Here is a 20,339-nt window from a genome sequence, read left to right as displayed (position 1 = left end):
GGGATAAAAGGTCAATTATTTTTTCAGCGATTCATACAGGAACAGCTGTCTGGAAGCAATGATCTGGTCACCTGGTTTTAGACCTGAGCTGATATAGGCATGATCTTCCAATCTTTTACTGATCGTGATGGGCTGGATATGCACGCCTGCTTTCCCATCTCTGACAATAACATAATTGCGGTCATTATCCAGCACAATCGCGCGGGTATTGATCACAGGTAAATCCTGATTGGATTTTGCACTCACCACCACATTGGCAAACATTTGCGGCTTTAACAGATTACCCGGATTCTCTATTTTCACCCTGGCGCGCATCACTTTCATGTCGGGATCAATCATATTGTAAACTTTATCTATATGACCGGTAAAAACTTTACCCGGATAGGCCAGCGTAGTGATTTTAACAGGATAACCTGTCTGTACGCTGGTGATGTCAGATTCATAAATATTGATCAGTATATAAACTGAGGATAAATCGGCAATAGTAAACAGGTTCTGGCTATTGTCAGCCCGTACCTGCATATTCCCGGTAACGTTTTTTTCAACGACATAACCGCTGATCGGTGCCTTGATCACATAACCGCGGCTATCGCTGTGATTGATAGACATCACTGAACTTGCGCGGTTATGTTCTGCCATCGCTTTCTGATAATCAGACCTGGCCTGTTCGAGATCCTTGCCGGAAGCCAGCCCGCTTTTATACATATCCTGAGTTGATTCCATTATTCTTTTGGTATTGCGCAAATCAGCTTCTGAACTGATCATATCTTTTGAAAAACCAGCTACTTCTGTACTGCGCATGGTAGCCAGTGTCTGACCTTTGGAAACCACATCTCCGAGTAAAACATGTACATCCCGGGTTATCCCGCTGACCATCGGGTAGATTTTGGCCATTTTATTTTCATCGGGTGCGATAGTCCCTGTGAGTGTAATTTCAGAGAGTGCACTTGCTTCTTTAACCGTATCCGTAACCAGGCTGTTCAGCAAACTGTCTGTCACTTTGAATTTAGTATCGAGCGGCTTCTCTGTCTGACGGGTGCAACCGGGAAACAGTAGTGCAGATGTACCCAAAGCAGCTGCAAGAGCTAATAATTTATAGTTGTACATAGAAATAGTATTATTGATTAAAAAATTGAGTGCCGGTGATATAGTTTAACTGTTCGAGTGAACTGATCCTGTTAAGCTGCAGATTATTGAGCTGAAGCGTATTGGTTTTATAGGAATCATAAAAATCGAGGAATTCAAGCAGGCTGATATTGTGCTTTTGATAGTTCTTAAAAACTTCTTCTATTAAATGATTAAAATCCGTCTTGAATGCAGGGTCAAAACTATTATACAATCTTTCCAGTCTGTCTGCACTCTGATAACTGTTATCCAGATCGCTCTGAATCTGTTCTTCCTGCTGAGTCAGTGCAAGCTGATCAGCATCTATCGCAATTTTTGCCTGTCTGATATTCCCCTGATTGCGGTTAAAAAGTGGCAGCGGGATACTAATGCCCAACCCGGTATAATGCCTGATATAACTTCCCTGTTTATCGTAAGTGACAGACAGTGTGACATCTGGCATAGCCATTGACTTCTGCAGTCTTAAATTCAGCTTACTGTAATCAACAGCTGAATGGGCTACTTTCAAATCATAACGGTTGTTATAAGCAGAATCAAGCAGGTTTTTATAAGTTACCTGCTGTAAAACATTTTTGCCATCCAGATTAAATTCCAGCCGGGGTACTATATATTTCTTCGCATCAGTCCTTATTAATAATTTAAACTCACTCTGTACGTCGTCAATCCCGTCTTTCAGCTCGTTCAGCTCAGATTGCAGAGTATATAGCTGAGACTGTATGCGCAGCACTTCTTTTAAAGCAATATTTTCTTTGGCATACTGCTGCTGAAAACCACTGAGTGTTTTAGACAGGGAGCTGATTTCTTTGGCATAGACTTTTGCGGACTGCTCCTGATAATAGATCTTGTAAAAGTCTGTTCGCAGGGTATACTTCAATGTTCGCAGCAAATCAAAAAACTGATATTCGGCCTGCTGAACATTGATTTTAGCCAATTGTATATTCTTATTCCTTTTACCTGCTGTTTGAAAAAGCTGGGAGATATTGGCAGCACGCTGTCCATTCTCTTTACTCATGTCAAAAAACTTTTTAGTTCCTGTATTGTACAATCCGGTTTCATAACCGAGTTGCGGATTCTCAAATAGCCTGGCGGTAATGACCTGTGCTTTCGCCTGATCAATACTGTAACGGCTGGCAATAAGACTCAGGTTGTTTTTGATAAAGAGATCTTCGGCCTCTTTCAGGGTTACACTCAGTGTGTCCCTTTCATTAGCATACCCGTCATCTCTGGCATAGGATGAATTGATATTCATCATAAAACATAGACATACCAGAAATACGGATAGCAGAAATTTAGATTGCATAGCTTTATTATTTGAAAAACAAAGCTATGTTAAGGGCATTAGGGGGCGCTTAATGCAAGGTTACGGGGGCATTAGAAGTACATTAGAATTGTTTAATGTGACCACATCCAGCCAACTGGATCAACTCACCGGCAAATAAAGAGAAAATACAGTGCCCTGCCCTAATATGGATTTTACCTCAATAGAGCCGTTATGCTGCCTGATAATATTATTGGTTAGCGAAAGACCAATTCCATATCCTGAAAAATTCAAAGCATTGGCAGAGCGGTAAAAAGGCTGGAATATTTTTTTAATATCATTTTCATGGATACCAATACCCCGGTCTCTTACGGTAATTGCCATCCGGCGGTTATCATAACTCACAGTACATAAAACCTCCTGCCCTTCTGAAAACTTGATGGCATTCTTAAGGATATTACTTATTGCTATAAATAATAACTGCCGGTTACCCTGCAGCGTTCTTTTAGATTGATCATCCGGTAAGTTATATACGATCTTAATCTGATCATTACTGGTCTTAAAAGCCAGCTCGTCTGCAATTTCCCAGATCAGCTCATCTATCCTGATATGCTGAAAGTCTTTATTATCCAGATTGGTCTGCATCAGCTCCATTAAGCTGTTAATGATATAATTTAATCTTTCTACACTGCCTACGATCTCCTGAAGTGCATGTTTATATTCTTCAGGCTTGCGGTCTTTCATTAAAGTAATCTCTGCTTCGCCCAGAATAGAAGTTATCGGTGTCCGTAATTCATGCGAGGCATTAGCCACAAAAGATTTCTGGCTTTCAAAAGATTGCTCCAGATGTTCCAGCAACTGATTAATGGCCGAAGACAAATTATCAGTTTCATCTGTTTTAGTCACCCGTACAGGCAACCTGTGATGTAAACTTGAAGCTCTGATCCTTTTCAGATTTCCTGTGATCGAGACAATAGGCTGCAGGGAAATACTGGCAAAAATACGGCCTATAAAAAAGGTGATGAAAAGGGAGCTGACAAAAAAAACAGACATAATCAGCCTCAGCTGCTGCATATCATGCAGACCTCTATCGTCAATTGCAGAAACAACGACTATAAAATTACCTGAGTTATCCGGATAATAAATTCCGGTAATCTGGGTATCGCCCTGCCTGGCATGAAGTGACTTTTTCCTGACTATTGTAGCTAGGAAATCATGCTTCCAGCTAATAGAATCGTCTCGGGTAAACTTGGAATTGAATTTATCATCATAAACCCGGATTGATTCATGGGTAAGCGACTGCGGAAACTTTCTGGCTACCTGTTTGAATATATCTTTTGACAGGTTATCTTCAGCAAGATAGAACTGCGCAACAATCACAGCTCTTTCATCGAGCTTATTCATAAAGGATTTTAAACGATTATGTTCAACCAGCAGATAAATGCCTGTCAGTACTACCAGAAGCAAAATGGCGAACATAAATGTAAACTGCAGCGATAACCTGTTCTTGACTTTCATAGGAATCCTTTCAAATTATCCTTTGATGACGTAACCCATTCCGATTACAGTATGTATCAGTTGCTTGTCAAAGCCTTTATCAATTTTTGTTCTCAGATAATTAATATAAACGTCAATCAGATTCGTGCCTCTGTTAAATGAAATACCCCACACAGCTTCGGCAATATATACCCTGGAAAGCACACGCTCTTTATTGGCCATCAGGACTTCAAGTAAAGTGAATTCCTTTGCTGACAGGATGATATTTTTACCTTTACGCGTCACTGTCTTTTTATAGCAATCCATTTCCAGATCATCTATTTTAAAAACTGTACCCGGCAGCACCTGATCCCTGCGGCGGCCTAAAGCCTTAATCCTTGCCAGCAGCTCTGCAAAATGAAAAGGTTTGGTCAGATAGTCATCGGCACCATTTTCAAGCCCCTGTACCTTATCGCTTACTGTATTTAATGCAGATAACATGAGAATAGGGACTTCCTTTTTCAACTGGCGGATCTGTTTACAAACCTCCATCCCATTGACGTATGGCAGAATAACATCCAGAATAATCAGCTCATAATCATTCTCCAGAGCCATTTTACAACCCATATTTCCATCATAAGCAACTGTCACAGTATTCAATTGTTCTTCCAGTCCCTTTTTAATAAATGCAGCAACCTTTGGTTCGTCTTCAATCATTAAAATATTCATGTTGTTCTTATTTTAACAGGCGCTTATTGCGCATTTACAAAGATAACCTGTACTCCCAGGTTTTTAACCTACATTAAAGAATTTTAATGTTGATTATCAATTTATTAGCAATAACAAGCATAGATAAATGAATAACTCTGATAATGAAGCTTCTGGAAATTAAAAGCAGATTAAAATATTCTCAGCAAAGAGAATCTGACAGGATGCGGCTCCTGAAAAATGCAGGAACCGCGTCATATTTACTCCATATAATCAGCCTGGCGGCTAAGCAGAGCACGGTATTTATTAAATACTGCTGTTTTGGAAACAAAGCCTATGTACATTTCCTGTTCATCTAAAACAGGTAATAGCCAGGCATTCTCTTTTTCCATTTTCTTCAGTACTATTTTCAGCGAATCAGTAGTAAATACGATGGCCGGGGCAGTCTGCATCAGATCATGTACAGTTAAATCTGCATTTGCAGGATTATTGATTGCCTTTTTCAATACATCCTCCACATAAATCAGCCCTTTGAAAATATTATCTTCTGCCACTACAGGGAATATATTTCTCCTGGACTGAAGGATCTCCGGTAGTTTTTCAGCTATAGTTTCTTCTTCATTCAATACCAGATAATCTTTCTCTATCAGGTATTTCAGCTTCATCATATGCAGCACAGTCGTGTCTTTATCTTCATGAGACATCAGTTCACCACTTTCAGCCAGAGGTTTGGTATAGATTGAATATTTGTTGGTACTTCTGTTGATCAGATAAGAAATCGCAGAAGTAATCATCAAAGGTACCATCAGCACATATCCGCCTGTTATTTCAGCAATCAGGAATATCCCGGTCAGCGGTGCATGCATAATTGCACTCAGTGAAGCAGCCATCCCGGCTACGATAAAGTTAGAGACATTGACATGGGCAATCCCCAGCGTGTTAATTGTAAAAGCAAGGACAAAACCAATCAGCCCGCCCATAATTAAGCTGGGTGCAAAAATACCTCCGTTACCACCCGCACCGAGTGTAACCAGCGTAGCTGCCGATTTCGCAAAGACAGTTATCGCAGTAAATAAAATAATCACTGCCGGTAAATTGCTGTAGGACGAAAATATACTATTGGTAATGACAGCACTGTAATTACCACCCAGCAGATTTTTAATGGTTACATAACCTTCTCCGTATAAAGTAGGAAAAAGAAAAACCATCGCGCCCAATACCACACCACCAGCCAGAACCTTTTGATAAGGATGTTTGATTTTATAGAACAGGCCCTTGATAAAATAATTGGCCTTGGTAAAATACATAGAAAACAAACCGATCAGCAATGCCAGTACAACATACCAGATCAGGGAATTGAACTTCCATCCTTCTGTAACCAGAAAGAACAATTGTTCATTATAAAAGAAACGGGCCACTACCGCAGCTGTTGCCGAAGAAAGCAAAAGCGGAATAAATGCGGGAATAGTAAATTCAGGTAACAGGATTTCTATTGCAAAAACTATCCCTGCAATAGGGCTGTTGAATGCGCCTGCAATACCAGCGGCTGCACCACAGGCCAGCAGCATCGTAGTTTCGCGGTAAGAGAGGCCTAAAAATCGTCCTACAACAGAACCAATACCCCCTCCGCTGGTCACGATCGGGGCTTCCAGTCCGGTCGAGCCTCCAAAGCCTACAGTCAGTGCCGCAGTAATGATCTGTGAATAGATATTATGCGGTTCTATTCTGCTTGACTTCTTGGATATGGTATAAAGTATAGGAGTCAGTCCGGTTTCAAACTTCCCTTTACGGATAAAACGCCTGACGTACATAACGGAAAGCAGAATACCAATAAAAGGAAATACCAGGAACAGATAGTACTTATACTGCCAGTGAAAACCATCCTGCAGGAAATCTTCAATATGATGGGTAATCGTTTTCAGCAGTGCGGCGGCAAGGCCGGCTAAAACCCCAACTATCATGGCTGCGATCACGAGGAAATTCCTATTGGAGATTTTTGTCCTTCGGTATTGATTTACAGCATCAAGATAATTGACTAGTCTTACGTACATTTCTTACAAATTTAAGAATCAAATTTATCTAACAATTTAATCAGTGTAGCAAAGTCTTTAGGATATGGTGCATCTATTTCTATATCTTCCCCATCCAGACCTTTAAATATGACATGTTTGGCATGCAGTGCGAAACGCTTCATAATAGGCAGCTCTTCGTCATCTTTGGAAATCCGGTAGCCTTTTTTAATACTGGAAAGGAATACTGGTTTACCTTTATAAAGTGTATCTCCGCAAATTGCAGCACGTTGCGTAGCCAGGTGAATCCTGATCTGGTGCATACGGCCGGTTATTGGTTTACATTCTACTAAAGTATAATGTCTGTAAAACTTGATAGAGTTAAAAATAGTTTCTGCACGTTTGCCTTCCTTCCTGTCTATCGTTACACTTCTGTTTCCGTCATTTAAGATAGGCAGGTCAATAAAAAGCTCATTAAAGGTGAACAAACCGTCAACAACGGCATGATACGTCTTTTTAATTTTGCGTTTCTCGAACTGCATGGAAACTGAACGGTAGGCTTCTGGATTTTTAGCAATAATAATTGCGCCTGAGGTTTCTTTGTCTAAACGGTGACAAACCTGGGCATCAGCTGAATACTGTTTGGCAAGGCGAAGTATATTCACTTCGCCCGAGCCGCCACGCTCGTCTAATGAGGCTACAAATGGCGGCTTATTTACGACGATATGATTATCGTCTTCGAATAGAATGAGGTCTTTAAAAGAAGGATATTTCAATGGTGTGGATTTATAAAACAGTACAAAAGTACAATTTCATCCTTTACCATTTGAAATAAGAATGTAAATGATTAAGAAAGTTCGAATTTATAGCCTACTCCTTTTACAGTTGCTACGTAAGTTTCGCCCAGTTTCTCTCTCAGTTTACGGATATGCACATCTATAGTCCGGTTAGTTACCACTACTGAATCTTCCCATATATTTTTAAGGATAGACTCTCTTGTATAAACTTTTCCAGGTTTAGAAGCCAGCAGATACAGCAATTCAAACTCTTTTTTTGCCAGTACTACTTTCTGTCCGTTCTGATAAACCAGGTAAGCTTCCCTGTCGATCACTAAATCCCCGATTTCAACTTTATTCTCAGAAACTTCATCATTACTTACGTTTCTTCTCAGAATGGCATTGATACGGCTAACTAAAGCACGTGGTTTAATCGGCTTTGCAATATAATCGTCAGCACCTACATTAAAACCTGCAATCTCAGAATACTCTTCACTTCTGGCAGTAAGAAAAACCATGAAAGTATTTTTGAACTCAGGAATAGCACGCATCAGACGGCAGGCTTCAATACCATCCATCTTAGGCATCATGATATCCAGAATGATCAGATCAGGGTGCACTTTTTTTGCAACCGCTATCCCATCCTGTCCGTTGCTTGCCAGGTAAACCTGATAACCTTCTTTTTTAAGATTATACTCAACTAACTCTAAGATATCAGGTTCATCATCAACTATCAGTATCTTTTGTTTTACGGCGCTCATGTCTTTAAATATTTGTTACGAAATTAAGTAATCATTTGTATAACTAGGTTAAAAGTAAGTTAACAAATTGTTAATGACACCCCTTAGTTTAACATTGAATTAGGGTTAACGTAAAGTCTTGCCTAAAAATGAATCAAGTTCTTCTGCTCTAAGGTTTTTCGCAATAATTTTTCCTGCCGGGTCCAGTACAAATGAGCTTGGAATAGCCTCTACCTGATACATTCTTACTGTAGGACTTTCAAAATCTTTAAGTTCGCTGGCATGTGTCCAGGTTAATCCGTCTGCAATTACAGCCTGTTTCCATGCTACAGGGTCCTTATCCAGTGATACACCTAAAATCGTGAATTTTTTATCTTTATACTTATTATATACTTTAACTACGTTAGGATTTTCCTGTCTGCATGGCTGACACCACGAAGCCCAGAAATCCAGTAAAACATATTTACCTCTTAAGTCTGATAATTTAACCGATTTTCCATCGATGGTATTCATCGTAAAATCAGGCGCGGTCTGCCCGATCTGTACTGATCTTAGTTTAGCCATTCTTACTAAAAAGTCAGTTACCGCTTCATTTTTATTGAAGTTACTTTTGATTTTCTCTGAGTAAGCAATCATTTCTTTCTCATAGTCACTTGGATTCAGTGAATTGATCGCATAAAATCCGGCAAGAGAGTTTGTATTATCCATCGCAAATTTCAGGATATAATTAACCAGGCCTTCATTCTCTTTAATCAGGGCAGGTCTCATCTGGTTGGCAATCGCATCTCTGTTGTTTGGCTGACTGGCTACATTCTCTTCAAACTGTGCCTGTAAAGCTGCAAGTTTAGCAACATACTGGTTTTTGTTTTTATTCAGTTCTTCCAGTTTATCGGCCTCTGCCGCTCCTGATAATTTATAGGCAAGGGTTTTATCTGCAAGATCAGCTTCCAGTCTGATCGCATCTCCATTTTTAGCAATCAGCATATATTCACTGTTATCAATCTTCACTCTGAAAAAATCTACCTCAGGTGTACTTTTGGTAAATTTAAATTCTCCTTTATCAGACAGGACAGTTGAATCCAGAGGTGTCTCACTGGCTTTATTTATTCCGTACAGATATACTTTTGATTGTGGTGTGGCATGTTCAAATTTCCCGCTGATCTCAAATTTACTTTTATCACTGCAGGCAACAAATGCAAGAGACGCAATTAAAAAGGTGGCTATTTTGTTCATATTGATATAGTATTATATAGATTAATCTTTATTTCAGTTTTTCCAGTAACAGTTCATTAATTTTCTGCGGGTCTGCTTTTCCTCCGGCCATTTTCATTACCTCTCCGACAAACAACCCAAGAACTCCCTTTTTCCCGGTTTTATAGGCTGCTACCTGTGGTTTGAATTTCTCCATTACCTGATCCACAAAACCAGACAGCTCATCATTATTTTCAACAATCAGCAGATTCAGCTGACCAGCGAGTTGTGCCGGATCGGCTTCAGGACTTTTCTGAATAGCCGGCAATAACTGCTGCAGCGCAATCTGCTGGGTAATTTTCTTTTCGTCTACCAGATTAACCACTGCTGCAAGCTGCGCAGGGCTGACTCCGAAATTAGTAACCGTTAAGTTTTGCTCACTTAACAGCGCTCTGACCGGACCGGTTAACCAGTTAATCAGACTCTTAGGATTTTTCACCAGAGCCAGGGCAGCATTCAGATAATCCAGCAGTTCTCTATCTTCAGCAAAAATTGAAGCTTCAGAGTTATTCAAACTAAAGTCTGCCATCAGCTTTGCTGTAATTTCACGGGGTAAGGCCGGCATTGCTGCTTTAATTGCGGCCAGCCATTCATCAGTGATATATAAAGGCGGAAGATCCGGATCTGGAAAATAACGGTAATCATTAGCCATTTCTTTAGTCCGCATAGGTGCTGTAGTTCCCTGATCTGCATCAAAGGTTAGTGTACTCTGAATAATTGTCCCCCCGGCAGTAATGATTTCCTGCTGACGGTTAAATTCAAACTCCATCGCCCTGCGTACATTACGTATAGAATTCAGGTTCTTCACTTCACAGCGTGTACCAAATTCTGTAGTCCCTTTTTCACGGATAGAGATATTTGCATCACAGCGGAAACTACCTTCCTCCATGTTTCCGTCTCCGGCGTCCAGATGCCTGACCAGCTTTCTCATTTCTGTAAGTAATACTGAAGCTTCTTCTGCAGAACGGATATCGGGTTCAGTTACAATCTCAATCAAAGGTACTCCTGCCCTGTTCAGATCTACAAAAGAGAAGTGATCATCCTGGTCATGCAGACTTTTACCTGCATCTTCTTCCATATGAATCCTGTTGATCCCTATTCGTTTTTCAGTACCATCACTTAAAACCAGATCAATATAGCCATGCTGACAAATCGGTTTATTATCCTGAGTAATCTGGTAGCCTTTTGGCAAATCAGCATAGAAGTAATTTTTCCGGTCAAAATAATTTGTCTGGTTAATTGTACAGTTCAGCGCCAATCCCATTCTGATGGCCTTACCGACTACTTCTTTATTCATTTTTGGTAATGCACCAGGCAAAGCCAGGGAAACCGGAGAGATATGCGCATTGGGTTCTGCACCAAAAGCTGCACTGTCTGAAGAGAATATTTTCGATTTTGTATTTAACTGAACGTGAATTTCTAAGCCTGATACCAATTCAAACACTGTGGGAGAAATAGCAGTTTTCGTACTCATTTAAGGGCAATAAATTAAAAAATGTCAAGAATTACTATCTCACAAATATAACCAAATAAGTTTATGACCATTGGTTTACAGCGCAATTATAATAATGGCACAAACTTTGACAATTTACATACACACACAAATTTGAATCGTTATGAAAAAATTACTTTTAATAGCTGTGATCGGGATCATTTCCCTTGCTGCTGCACCGGCGGCCAAGGCACAGGTGAGTTTAAGTATCAATATCGGATCACAACCACAATGGGGTCCCAGAGGCTACGATCATGTAGATTATTATTATCTGCCTGATGTTGATAGTTATTATTATGTACCCACCAGACAATTTGTTTATTTAAGCGGAAGCAGATGGATCCACGCCAGCTGTTTACCATCAAGATATAGCGGCTATGATTTATATGGGGGCAGAAAAGTAGTGATTAATAACTACGCAAATCCATGGAGAAGACACGATTATTACAGAACACAATATGTAAGTAATAATTATTACAGCAGACCGTCCAGAGTAGTAGTCAGAAATAACTACCGTTATGAGAGAAGAGACAGAGACTATAACAGAGGCAGAGGTAATGGCTGGGGAAGAGAAAACAACAGAGGAAACGGCTGGGGAAGAGGTGATCGCGGAGACAGAGGTGACCGTGGGGACAGAGGCAATCATGGTGGCTGGGGCGATCATGGTAATGGAAGAGGTCACAGAGACCGCGGCTAAATTATATTACCAATAAATTACTGATATTTTTATTCAGCTTTGTAAAGTATCACGATCTTTGGATTGTGGTACTTTCTTTTTATAAGCTGTTTACCACGATAAGTTAACCTGTATATCATGACTGAAAACATAGAAGTAATCCTGACACAGAAAGACATTAACCCAACGGCGATGCGTCTTCTGGTGCTCGATTTCCTGCTCAAACAGACTTCAGCAATCAGCCTGACTGACCTGGAAAAGGGCCTGGACCCTTCCGACAGAATTACTTTGTACCGTGCTTTAAAGAAGTTTGAAGAGAAAGGTCTGGTTCACAGTATTGATGATGGTACAGGTGCTACCAAATACGCCCTTTGCGAAGAGGATTGTGTAGCCGGACATCACCACGATTTACATGTCCATTTTTTCTGTAATACCTGCAGGGAGACTTCCTGTCTGCCTAAACACCATATTCCGCAAATTGCTTTACCCGAAGGTTTTAAATCTGAAGAGGTAAATCTGATTGTTAAAGGGGTATGTAATAAATGTGTTTAACCTTTGCAATACTATTGCGCTATAGTTTAAAGTACTTTTGTTCAAAGAGACTCGGAGAAGAATCAAAAAAAGCTTAGCTTAACGAACCTCTTTTGACTTAAGATACGATTATGGCCACAAAAAATAATGACACCTGCTGTGATACAGCAATAGTCACCGACAAAAAAACGACTGCACCGCAGAAAGAAAATAACGCTAAACCACATCATCATAGTCATGAAGGTCATACGCATGACGGCAAAAGTCACGCTGGTCATAATCATGCAGATCATAGTCATGACGACCACGATCATGACCATGATGGACATAGTCATGGTGACGGAGAAGATTCAGGTTGGAGAGGCCAGCTTCCCTTATTAACTTCATTAGCCATACTAGCAGTCATGCTGACCCTGGAATATGGCTTCGGAATTAAACCGGCAAACCCATGGTCGCTGCTTATTTTTGGTACTTCCTATTTACTGGCAGGCTATAATGTATTAAAGCTGGCTTTCAGAAAAGCCATGCGTCTGGATTTCTTCAATGAGTTTTTCCTGATGAGTGTAGCCACACTGGGTGCATTTGCCATTGGCTCTTATAGTGAAGGTGTGGCTGTAATGGTATTTTATTCCATAGGTGAATGGTTTCAGGACTCAGCAGTTGCCAATGCTAAACGTAGTATTAAGGCTTTACTGGACATCCGTCCGGATACGGTAGATGTAATCAGGGACGGCAAAACCGTTACTGTAAAACCTGTTGACGTTGAAATCGGAGAGTTAATTCAGGTAAGACCCGGAGAAAAAGTAGCTTTAGACGGGGAACTGGTTTCTGATAAAGGGACATTTAACACTTCGGCAATGACCGGAGAAAGTAAACCGGACGCTAAGGCCAAAGGCGATAGTGTGCTGGCGGGTATGATTAATCTGAACACCGCTATTGAAGTCCGGGTAGTGTCTTTATTCAAAGACAGTAAACTGAACAGGATACTGGAAATGGTGCAGGATGCAACAGCAAGAAAGTCTAAAACACAACTGTTTATCTCCCGTTTTGCAAAAATATATACTCCGGTAGTATTTGCACTGGCAGTACTGGTTGTCGCACTTCCCTATTTCTTTGTTACCGATTATGTTTTTGCAGACTGGCTGTACCGTGGCCTTGTTTTTCTGGTAATCAGCTGTCCTTGTGCACTGGTTGTGTCTATTCCACTCGGTTATTTTGGCGGGATAGGTCTGGCTTCAAAAAATGGTATTCTGTTTAAAGGCTCAAACTTCCTGGACGTGATGACTACTATCAACACCGTAGTGATGGATAAAACCGGTACACTGACTAAAGGTGTATTTAAAGTACAGCGCATCGTTGCAGTCGATGGAGACGAAAAAGAATTACTGCGTCTTGCAGCAGCTATAGAGAGTAAATCCACTCACCCTATTGCTATGGCTGTAACCCTGCATGCAGGTGATATATTACAGCACACCGCGATTGGTGAGGTAGAAGAAGTACCCGGAAAAGGCCTTAAAGGCCAGATAGATGACAAACAGGTCCTGGCTGGAAACACCAGGTTACTGGATCAGTTTAACATCAGTTATACTGATGAGGTAGCGCAGGAAGAAGATACGGTAGTGGTTTTAGCTGTAAATGGCCGGTATGCAGGTTTTATAACTATCGCTGATGAATTGAAAGAGGATGCTGTACAGGCTATTAAGGAGATGCATGAAATGAAAATACAGACTGTTATGCTAAGTGGCGATAAACAGGCTGTAGTGACTAAAACAGGCAGATTACTAGGTATTGACCGTGCTTTCGGTGACCTTTTACCAGAAAACAAGGTAGAAAAAGTGGAAGAACTGAAACAGCAGGGCAAACATCTGGCTTTTGTTGGGGATGGGATTAACGACGCACCGGTAGTTGCACTGGCTGATGCCGGAATTGCCATGGGTGGACTGGGTAGTGATGCTACTATTGAAACTGCAGATATTGTTATCCAGAATGATATGCCTTCAAAGATCGTTACCGCTATTAAAATTGGCAGGCTGACTAAAAGTATCGTATGGCAGAATATAGCACTGGCAATGGGCGTAAAAGTGATTGTACTGATTCTGGGTGCTGGTGGAGTGGCAACTTTATGGGAAGCGGTAATAGCCGATGTGGGTGTTGCCCTGCTGGCAATTTTAAATGCGGTAAGAATTCAAAAAATAAAGCTTTAGAAATAATATTTAAACGATATTAATCAGATAGAGTCTCATGGGTATGGGGCTCTTTTTGATTAATATTAAATTTGTTTGACAGGAAACACTTTTTTAATTTACTTGTTTAACTATATATGGAACATCTGCAACCTGAACTTAAACAGATAAACTTACTTTGGGAAGGACACAAATATGATTCAGTAGAGAATTGTGTGGTGACCATAGCTGAAAAAGGAACAGAGATTACCTCGGTCATTGTTGGACACTCCGGCGAAAAGCCTTTCCGTCTGGACTATACAATCAGAACTAATCAGCAATGGGAAACCGTATTTTTTGACATTAAAAGCCAGTTCAACGATAAAAGAGTAGAACTCAGTTTTGAAAGTGACGGAAAAGGTAACTGGACAGACCACGGAAGACCTCTTGAAGAGTTTAAAGGCTGTATCGATATTGATATATCGCTCACTCCTTTCACCAACACCCTGCCGATCAGAAGACTGGGATCCCGCCTTAAAAAAGAACAGGAAATCAAAGTGATCTATCTTGATATTTTAAATCAGCTGGTCAGACCTAATCTGCAGGAATATATTGCGCTCACTGATTTCTGTTATCAATACAGAAACGTAGACAGCGGTTATGAGGCATTGCTTACCGTAGACGAGCTTGGACTTGTAGTGGTTTATCCTTCACAATTTGTGAGAGGCACACACGTGGAGAGCAATTATTAATATTCTTTAAACGACAACAGGCTATCCTTTCGGGGATAGCCTGTTGTTTGATCTCAGTGTAAGAGTCGATCTTCTCTTATTGAATTAACGTTGCTGCTTTTTCCAGCACTTTGCTTAATCCATCCTTATTTTTCCCTCCGGCTGTAGCGTAGAAAGGCTGTCCGCCTCCACCACCCTGAATATCTTTTGCCAGTTCTCTAACCATATTGGAAGCATTGAGTTTCTTCTCTGCAACCAGGTTATCTGATAACATCACACTGATTCCAGGTTTGTCATCGATTAATGTCGTGAAAACAAGATAAAGGTTATCTACAATATCCTTAATTGAAAAGGCAAGATTCTTTACCGCATCTGCATTTGGCAGATCCACATGAACAGCAATCATATTAATCCCGTTAATGGTTTTCATATGATGCACGATCTCATGTTTAAGATTTCCTGAACGCTCAATCACAGCTTTTTCTGCTTCTTTTTTAAGTTTGTTATTTTCGTCTATCAAAGCCGTAACCGCAGCTGACAGGTCTTTATTTCCTTTAAGTAATGTTCTTAACTGACTGATTTCCTTGTCCTGGCTAACTACAAACTCTTCTGCACGATCAGCTGTAATAGCCTCTATACGTCTTACACCAGCAGCTACAGCACTCTCAGAAATGATTTTGAAATAGCCAATCTGACCGGTTGCCTGTACGTGTGTACCACCGCATAGTTCTTTCGAATAGTTATCATCAAAAGTGATAATACGAACAAAGTCGCCATACTTTTCACCAAACAAAGCAGTCACCCCGCTAGACAAAGCTTCTTCATAAGGAACTAGTCTTTGTTCTTTCAGCGAGATATTATCTCTGACTCTTTTATTAACGATATGTTCAATCCTGGCTAATTCATCCTCTGTGATCTTTGCAAAGTGAGAAAAATCGAAACGCAGGTAATCTGCATTAACCAATGATCCCTTTTGATTCACATGATCGCCCAGGACGCTTTTTAATGCTGCATGGAGTAAATGTGTCGCCGAGTGATTATTATTCGTTTGTACGCGCTTATCTTCGTCTACAACAGCCCAGAACTGACCATCTATGTCTTCCGGTAATGAATCTGCGAAATGTACAATCACGCCATTCTCTTTTTTGGTATCTGTAATCTCGACAGAAAACATTCTGCTATGATCTTCCAGACGCCCGGTATCTCCTACCTGACCTCCACTCTCTCCATAGAAAGGGGTTTTCTGCAATACAATCTGATACTGCTCTTTTCCTTTTGCAGTAACCTGTCTGTATTTTAATATTTTGGTTTCGATTTCCAGGAAATCATATCCTACAAATTCTGTTTCCGGATCATCATGAACAGTTATCCAGTCGCCGGTATCAATTGCAGTTGCGGCTCTTGATCTTGCCTTTTGTTTCTGGAGACTCTTCTGATATTCATCCATATCCACTATCCATCTTTTCTCCCTTGCCATCAGTTCGGTAAGGTCAATCGGAAATCCGTAAGTATCCTGTAATTCAAAAGCGAAGTCACCGGAAATGACCATCTGATCTTTCAGTATGCTGTATACCCAGGCATCTTCAAAAGATTTCTCCAGATCAATTGCATTTTCGGACATCAGGAATTCTGCCTGTTTAGCTGTGTAGTTTTCAAAACGCTGAATACCTGTAGCCAGTGTTCTTAAAAAAGAAACCTCTTCTTCCAGTACAACTTTCTGTACAAAATCCTGCTGCAGGACCAGCTCTTCAAAAACACCTTTAAATTGTTCTGCCAGTACTGGAACCAATTGATTTAAGAATGGTTCTTTCAGATCCAGGAATGTATAGGCATAACGAACGGCTCTTCTCAGAATCCTGCGGATTACATAACCTGCTTTATTATTTGCCGGTAACTGCCCGTCAGCGATCACAAATGAAATTGCACGGATATGATCGGCCATCACACGCATGGCGATATCTGTCTTTTCAGCAGTTCCGTAAGCTATACCTGATTTTTTTGCTATAAACTGGATCAGTGGCTGAAATACATCGGTATCGTAATTTGAAGCCTTATTCTGCAAAACACGGACTAAACGTTCAAAACCCATTCCTGTATCCACATGCTGCGCAGGCAGGGGCTGTAATGAACCATCTTTTAATCTGTTAAACTGCATAAATACATTATTCCAGATTTCAATCACCTGTGGATGATCTGCATTCACCAGCTCTTTCCCGCTAATAGCCGCACGCTCGTTATCAGGACGACAGTCCACATGAATTTCAGAACAAGGACCACATGGTCCCGTGTCTCCCATTTCCCAGAAATTATCCTTTTTATTTCCTAAGATGATTCTGTCTTCAGGAACATATTGTTTCCATAATTCGTAAGCCTCAGTATCTCTTGGCAGTCCTTCTTTTTCGTCTCCTTCAAAAATAGAAACATATAATTTATCTTTAGGGATACCATAAACTTCTGTCAGTAATTCCCAGCTCCAGGCTATGGCTTCTTTTTTGAAGTAATCTCCAAAACTCCAGTTACCCAGCATCTCGAACATGGTATGGTGATAGGTATCAATACCTACTTCTTCAAGGTCATTATGTTTACCGGAAACCCGTAAACAACGTTGGGTATCTGTTACTCTTGGGTATCTGGCCGGCGCCTCTCCCAAAAAGATGTCTTTAAACTGATTCATACCTGCATTGGTAAACATCAGTGTAGGATCATTTTTTACAACGATAGGTGCGGATGAAACGATATGGTGTTGTTTCGATTCAAAAAATGCTAAATATGCGCGTCTGATTTCTTGTGCTGTCATTCTTAGTAGAAATTATCCAACAAAATTAAAATTTTATTGCGGTATTCTACTAAAATCCCTTTACATTTGAATGCTTTACATAAATGCTATAAACCACTAAATATCAACAGAGAAGTATGCCTTACAAGGAACGGGAAATTAATAAAATGTATTACACGATGGGTGAGGTGACCGAAATGTTCAATGTAAACGCCTCACAAATCCGCTTTTACGAGAAGGAATTTGATGTTCTTCAGCCTAAGAAAAACAAAAAGGGCAACCGTCTTTTCACTCCTGAAGACATTGAGAATCTAAAGATCATTTTTCACCTGGTAGACGACAAGGGCTTCACACTTAAGGGGGCAAAAGACCACTTAAAAAACAATAGTGCAGACGTTAAGGAAAACCAGAAAATCATCGCTTCACTGGAAAAACTGAAAGACTTCTTACTGAAGTTAAACGAAGAAATTTAATTTATAAATTAACATAATTAACTAAATCGGGATTAACTTTGACATTATGATGTTAAAGTTAATCCCTTTTTCTGTTCAGTGCTCCGGGTTCCCAATACTGCGGATTTCTTTTCCGGGATATGGTATATTACTTCCGCTTGTTCTCTGCTGCTCCTGTACTGCTGTATTTGCCCAGCAGGAAGCACAGTTAAAGAAAATCGTCTCCTCCATTGCAGAAACCTTTACCGAACAGGAAGATCTTGCTGAGCTGACTGAAAGGCTTTCCTTTTACCTCAGCCATCCCGCAGATCTCAACCGGATTACCCCGGAACAGTTAAAAGAATTCTTCTTTCTTTCCCCGGTTCAGATCAGTAATTTCTTTACGCATATCCGGATAAACGGAAAATTTAAAGACGTACTGGAACTTCAGTCTGTCGAGGGCTTTGACCTCTCTGTTATTACCATGCTCACTCCTTTTGTCACAGTTAAGGAAGACCAGGGGATTGATTTCAAAAAAGCCGGTAAGGGCAGCAGCGAATTCACCCTGAGATATGGACAGTTACTGGAAACCCAAAAGGGATACAGTTCCCAATCCGGAAGCAAATATACTGGTGGGCCGGAAAGACTTTTACTCCAATACCGGTATAAACTTCATGACCGGGCCGCCTTCTTTCTGACAGCTAAAAAAGATGCCGGGGAAAGCTTTTTCAGCGGAAACAATAAAAATGGTTTTGACTTTATTTCCGCAAGTCTGTCCATAGGCAAAACCGGCCGGTTCAAAAAGATTATCGCTGGAGATTACAGCCTGCAATTCGGACAGGGCCTGAGTCTATGGACAGGCTCTTCATTCGGAAAAGGAGAAGATGTAGCAGGGGTAGCCAAAAAAGATACGGGGCTTAAACCCTATAGCTCAGCCAATGAATATTCCTTTTTCAGAGGAATAGGTGTAACATATAATTTACTAAAAAGCATTGATTTAACTTCATTTATATCATTCAGAGATTTAGATGCAACCTTAACAAAAACAGCAGATGGGAAATATACCCTTTCGGCTATAAACACCAGTGGGCTACACCGGACCGTTACGGAAAACGAGCGCAAAGGGAGTCTTGGATTATTACTTTATGGTCTCGCCGCAACTTATAGCAGCAATAATACAGACCTCGGAATAACAGCATATCGCTCCGGTTACCAGCATGAATTTATCACCGGCAATCAGCGCTATAAACAGTATAATTTTAGTGGAAGAGAACTTACCAATCTCGGGTTTCATTACAACCACACCTTCAGGAATATTTACTTTTTCGGTGAGGTTGCGCAGAGTATTCCCGGAGGTGCAGCTTTATTGAGCGGAGCTATGGCCAGCCTTTCACCCCGCATTTCTACGGTACTTCTTTTCCGGGATTACACAAAAGAACATATTAGCTTTTACAGCAAGGCTATGGGTGAAGGAACTACCGCTGCCAATGAAAAAGGCATTTATGGCGGCATTCGTATTAGTCTTTCAAAAAAATGGTCGGCAGCGGCTTACGGAGACTTTTTCTGGTTTCCATGGGCCAAATACAGGATAGACGAACCATCTGCGGGCTATGAACTTAGCGGCCGCCTCAGTTTTAATCCTGACAAGACATTTAAAGCTTTACTGAGCTGGAAAACTAAACATAATGAGCAGAATGCAGGTTCAGGCCAGCCTGTAAACCCGGTTGTCCCGGTAAGAAAAGATAATTACAGACTGGAAGTACACTGGCAGACCAGCAGAAAAACCACACTGCAAAACAGATTTGAGTTAACCCTTTATCAAAAGGGGAACGGGAATAAGGAGTATGGCTATATGTTTTATCAGGACGTCAGCTATCAGCCCATGTCTTCCAGATTTTCAGGCAATCTCCGGTTAGCTTTCTTTCATACACCTTCTTATAACAGCAGAATCTACGCCTATGAAGATGATGTTCTGCATGGGTCCGGATCGGGTGTTTACAGCGGCAAAGGAATCAGATCATTTCTGAACCTGAGTTACACCCTGTCCAGACACCTCAGGGTCTGGTCCAGGTATGCAGTTTACCTCTATCCCGGAGAGACAAAAACGGGTACAGGACTGGATGAAATCAATGGCAATACCAGGTCTGACATCAGGCTCCAGATACGTTACCGTTTTTAAATAAATGTCTATTATCTC

At 40.7% G+C, this 20,339-nt stretch carries 16 protein-coding genes; 6 read left to right on the top strand and 10 right to left on the bottom strand.

Translation table 11 applies throughout. The features are described 5' to 3' along the window. Positions 1 to 15: 15 nt before the first annotated feature. From PL_RS23875 to gatB, 9 genes are all read right to left on the bottom strand, one after another. The gene (locus tag PL_RS23875) at positions 16 to 1,107 is read right to left on the bottom strand and encodes an efflux RND transporter periplasmic adaptor subunit (RefSeq protein WP_052495941.1); all 1,092 of its coding nucleotides are present in this window, start codon (positions 1,105 to 1,107) and stop codon (positions 16 to 18) included. Between the two features lie 10 nt (positions 1,108 to 1,117). Then, on the bottom strand, positions 1,118 to 2,377 hold the full coding sequence (locus tag PL_RS23870; protein ID WP_235324388.1) for a TolC family protein: 1,260 nt from the start codon (positions 2,375 to 2,377) through the stop codon (positions 1,118 to 1,120). A 168-nt stretch (positions 2,378 to 2,545) separates the two neighbouring features. Beyond that, positions 2,546 to 3,901 (bottom strand): sensor histidine kinase, encoded by a 1,356-nt coding sequence (locus PL_RS23865; RefSeq protein ID WP_041877225.1) that lies wholly within the window; start codon positions 3,899 to 3,901, stop codon positions 2,546 to 2,548. Positions 3,902 to 3,916: 15 nt separating this feature from the next. Next, positions 3,917 to 4,588, bottom strand: a complete 672-nt coding sequence (locus PL_RS23860) for a response regulator (RefSeq protein ID WP_041877224.1) — start codon at positions 4,586 to 4,588, stop codon at positions 3,917 to 3,919. Between the two features lie 239 nt (positions 4,589 to 4,827). Continuing rightward, a complete protein-coding gene (locus tag PL_RS23855) occupies positions 4,828 to 6,618 on the bottom strand; it encodes a chloride channel protein (protein ID WP_041877223.1) in 1,791 nt (596 codons plus the stop codon). Positions 6,619 to 6,629: 11 nt separating this feature from the next. Beyond that, positions 6,630 to 7,352, bottom strand: a complete 723-nt coding sequence (locus PL_RS23850) for an RluA family pseudouridine synthase (protein ID WP_041877221.1) — start codon at positions 7,350 to 7,352, stop codon at positions 6,630 to 6,632. 71 nt (positions 7,353 to 7,423) lie between these two features. After that, positions 7,424 to 8,113, bottom strand: a complete 690-nt coding sequence (locus PL_RS23845; RefSeq protein ID WP_041877220.1) for a response regulator transcription factor — start codon at positions 8,111 to 8,113, stop codon at positions 7,424 to 7,426. A 105-nt stretch (positions 8,114 to 8,218) separates the two neighbouring features. Continuing rightward, positions 8,219 to 9,325: a TlpA disulfide reductase family protein gene (locus tag PL_RS23840; protein WP_041877218.1), complete on the bottom strand. Its 1,107-nt coding sequence runs from the start codon at positions 9,323 to 9,325 to the stop codon at positions 8,219 to 8,221. 28 nt (positions 9,326 to 9,353) lie between these two features. Then, positions 9,354 to 10,817 (bottom strand): Asp-tRNA(Asn)/Glu-tRNA(Gln) amidotransferase subunit GatB, encoded by a 1,464-nt coding sequence (gene gatB, locus PL_RS23835; RefSeq protein ID WP_041877217.1) that lies wholly within the window; start codon positions 10,815 to 10,817, stop codon positions 9,354 to 9,356. Positions 10,818 to 10,959: 142 nt separating this feature from the next. Between gatB and PL_RS23830 the strand changes: the two genes are divergently transcribed. The 4 genes from PL_RS23830 to PL_RS23815 all read left to right on the top strand — a co-directional run bounded on the left by PL_RS23830 (position 10,960) and on the right by PL_RS23815 (position 14,956). Beyond that, a complete protein-coding gene (locus tag PL_RS23830) occupies positions 10,960 to 11,532 on the top strand; it encodes a hypothetical protein (RefSeq protein ID WP_041877215.1) in 573 nt (190 codons plus the stop codon). Positions 11,533 to 11,649: 117 nt separating this feature from the next. Then, on the top strand, positions 11,650 to 12,063 hold the full coding sequence (locus PL_RS23825) for a Fur family transcriptional regulator (protein ID WP_041877214.1): 414 nt from the start codon (positions 11,650 to 11,652) through the stop codon (positions 12,061 to 12,063). Positions 12,064 to 12,173: 110 nt separating this feature from the next. Continuing rightward, the gene (locus PL_RS23820) at positions 12,174 to 14,246 is read left to right on the top strand and encodes a heavy metal translocating P-type ATPase (RefSeq protein WP_082035756.1); all 2,073 of its coding nucleotides are present in this window, start codon (positions 12,174 to 12,176) and stop codon (positions 14,244 to 14,246) included. Positions 14,247 to 14,362: 116 nt separating this feature from the next. Continuing rightward, a complete protein-coding gene (locus PL_RS23815; RefSeq protein ID WP_041877212.1) occupies positions 14,363 to 14,956 on the top strand; it encodes a putative glycolipid-binding domain-containing protein in 594 nt (197 codons plus the stop codon). Positions 14,957 to 15,032: 76 nt separating this feature from the next. On the opposite strand, the gene alaS is transcribed toward PL_RS23815, so the two are convergent. Beyond that, positions 15,033 to 17,732 (bottom strand): alanine--tRNA ligase, encoded by a 2,700-nt coding sequence (gene alaS, locus PL_RS23810; protein ID WP_041877211.1) that lies wholly within the window; start codon positions 17,730 to 17,732, stop codon positions 15,033 to 15,035. Positions 17,733 to 17,848: 116 nt separating this feature from the next. On the opposite strand from alaS, the gene PL_RS23805 reads away from it, so the two are divergent. Together PL_RS23805 and PL_RS23800 are read left to right on the top strand one after the other, a co-directional pair. After that, positions 17,849 to 18,184 (top strand): MerR family transcriptional regulator, encoded by a 336-nt coding sequence (locus PL_RS23805; RefSeq protein ID WP_041877209.1) that lies wholly within the window; start codon positions 17,849 to 17,851, stop codon positions 18,182 to 18,184. 46 nt (positions 18,185 to 18,230) lie between these two features. Beyond that, positions 18,231 to 20,321 (top strand): helix-hairpin-helix domain-containing protein, encoded by a 2,091-nt coding sequence (locus PL_RS23800; RefSeq protein ID WP_052495940.1) that lies wholly within the window; start codon positions 18,231 to 18,233, stop codon positions 20,319 to 20,321. Positions 20,322 to 20,339 lie beyond the last annotated feature (18 nt).

The sequence above is a fragment of the Pedobacter lusitanus genome (genome assembly GCF_040026395.1).
Classification (GTDB): Bacteria; Bacteroidota; Bacteroidia; order Sphingobacteriales; family Sphingobacteriaceae; genus Pedobacter; species Pedobacter lusitanus.
Note: the sequence above shows the minus strand (reverse complement) of the source record. Positions and strands in the feature narration are given on the sequence as shown.

Coding starts and splice junctions, on each gene's coding strand:
- PL_RS23830 (WP_041877215.1), top strand. CDS start 10,960: ATGAAAAAATTACTTTTAATAGCTGTGATCGGGATCATTTCCCTTGCT.
- PL_RS23805 (WP_041877209.1), top strand. CDS start 17,849: ATGCCTTACAAGGAACGGGAAATTAATAAAATGTATTACACGATGGGT.
- PL_RS23855 (WP_041877223.1), bottom strand. CDS start 6,618: ATGTACGTAAGACTAGTCAATTATCTTGATGCTGTAAATCAATACCGA.
- PL_RS23840 (WP_041877218.1), bottom strand. CDS start 9,325: ATGAACAAAATAGCCACCTTTTTAATTGCGTCTCTTGCATTTGTTGCC.
- PL_RS23845 (WP_041877220.1), bottom strand. CDS start 8,113: ATGAGCGCCGTAAAACAAAAGATACTGATAGTTGATGATGAACCTGAT.
- PL_RS23825 (WP_041877214.1), top strand. CDS start 11,650: ATGACTGAAAACATAGAAGTAATCCTGACACAGAAAGACATTAACCCA.
- PL_RS23815 (WP_041877212.1), top strand. CDS start 14,363: ATGGAACATCTGCAACCTGAACTTAAACAGATAAACTTACTTTGGGAA.
- PL_RS23820 (WP_082035756.1), top strand. CDS start 12,174: ATGGCCACAAAAAATAATGACACCTGCTGTGATACAGCAATAGTCACC.
- PL_RS23870 (WP_235324388.1), bottom strand. CDS start 2,377: ATGATGAATATCAATTCATCCTATGCCAGAGATGACGGGTATGCTAAT.
- alaS (WP_041877211.1), bottom strand. CDS start 17,732: ATGACAGCACAAGAAATCAGACGCGCATATTTAGCATTTTTTGAATCG.
- PL_RS23875 (WP_052495941.1), bottom strand. CDS start 1,107: ATGTACAACTATAAATTATTAGCTCTTGCAGCTGCTTTGGGTACATCT.
- gatB (WP_041877217.1), bottom strand. CDS start 10,817: ATGAGTACGAAAACTGCTATTTCTCCCACAGTGTTTGAATTGGTATCA.
- PL_RS23800 (WP_052495940.1), top strand. CDS start 18,231: ATGATGTTAAAGTTAATCCCTTTTTCTGTTCAGTGCTCCGGGTTCCCA.
- PL_RS23860 (WP_041877224.1), bottom strand. CDS start 4,588: ATGAATATTTTAATGATTGAAGACGAACCAAAGGTTGCTGCATTTATT.
- PL_RS23865 (WP_041877225.1), bottom strand. CDS start 3,901: ATGAAAGTCAAGAACAGGTTATCGCTGCAGTTTACATTTATGTTCGCC.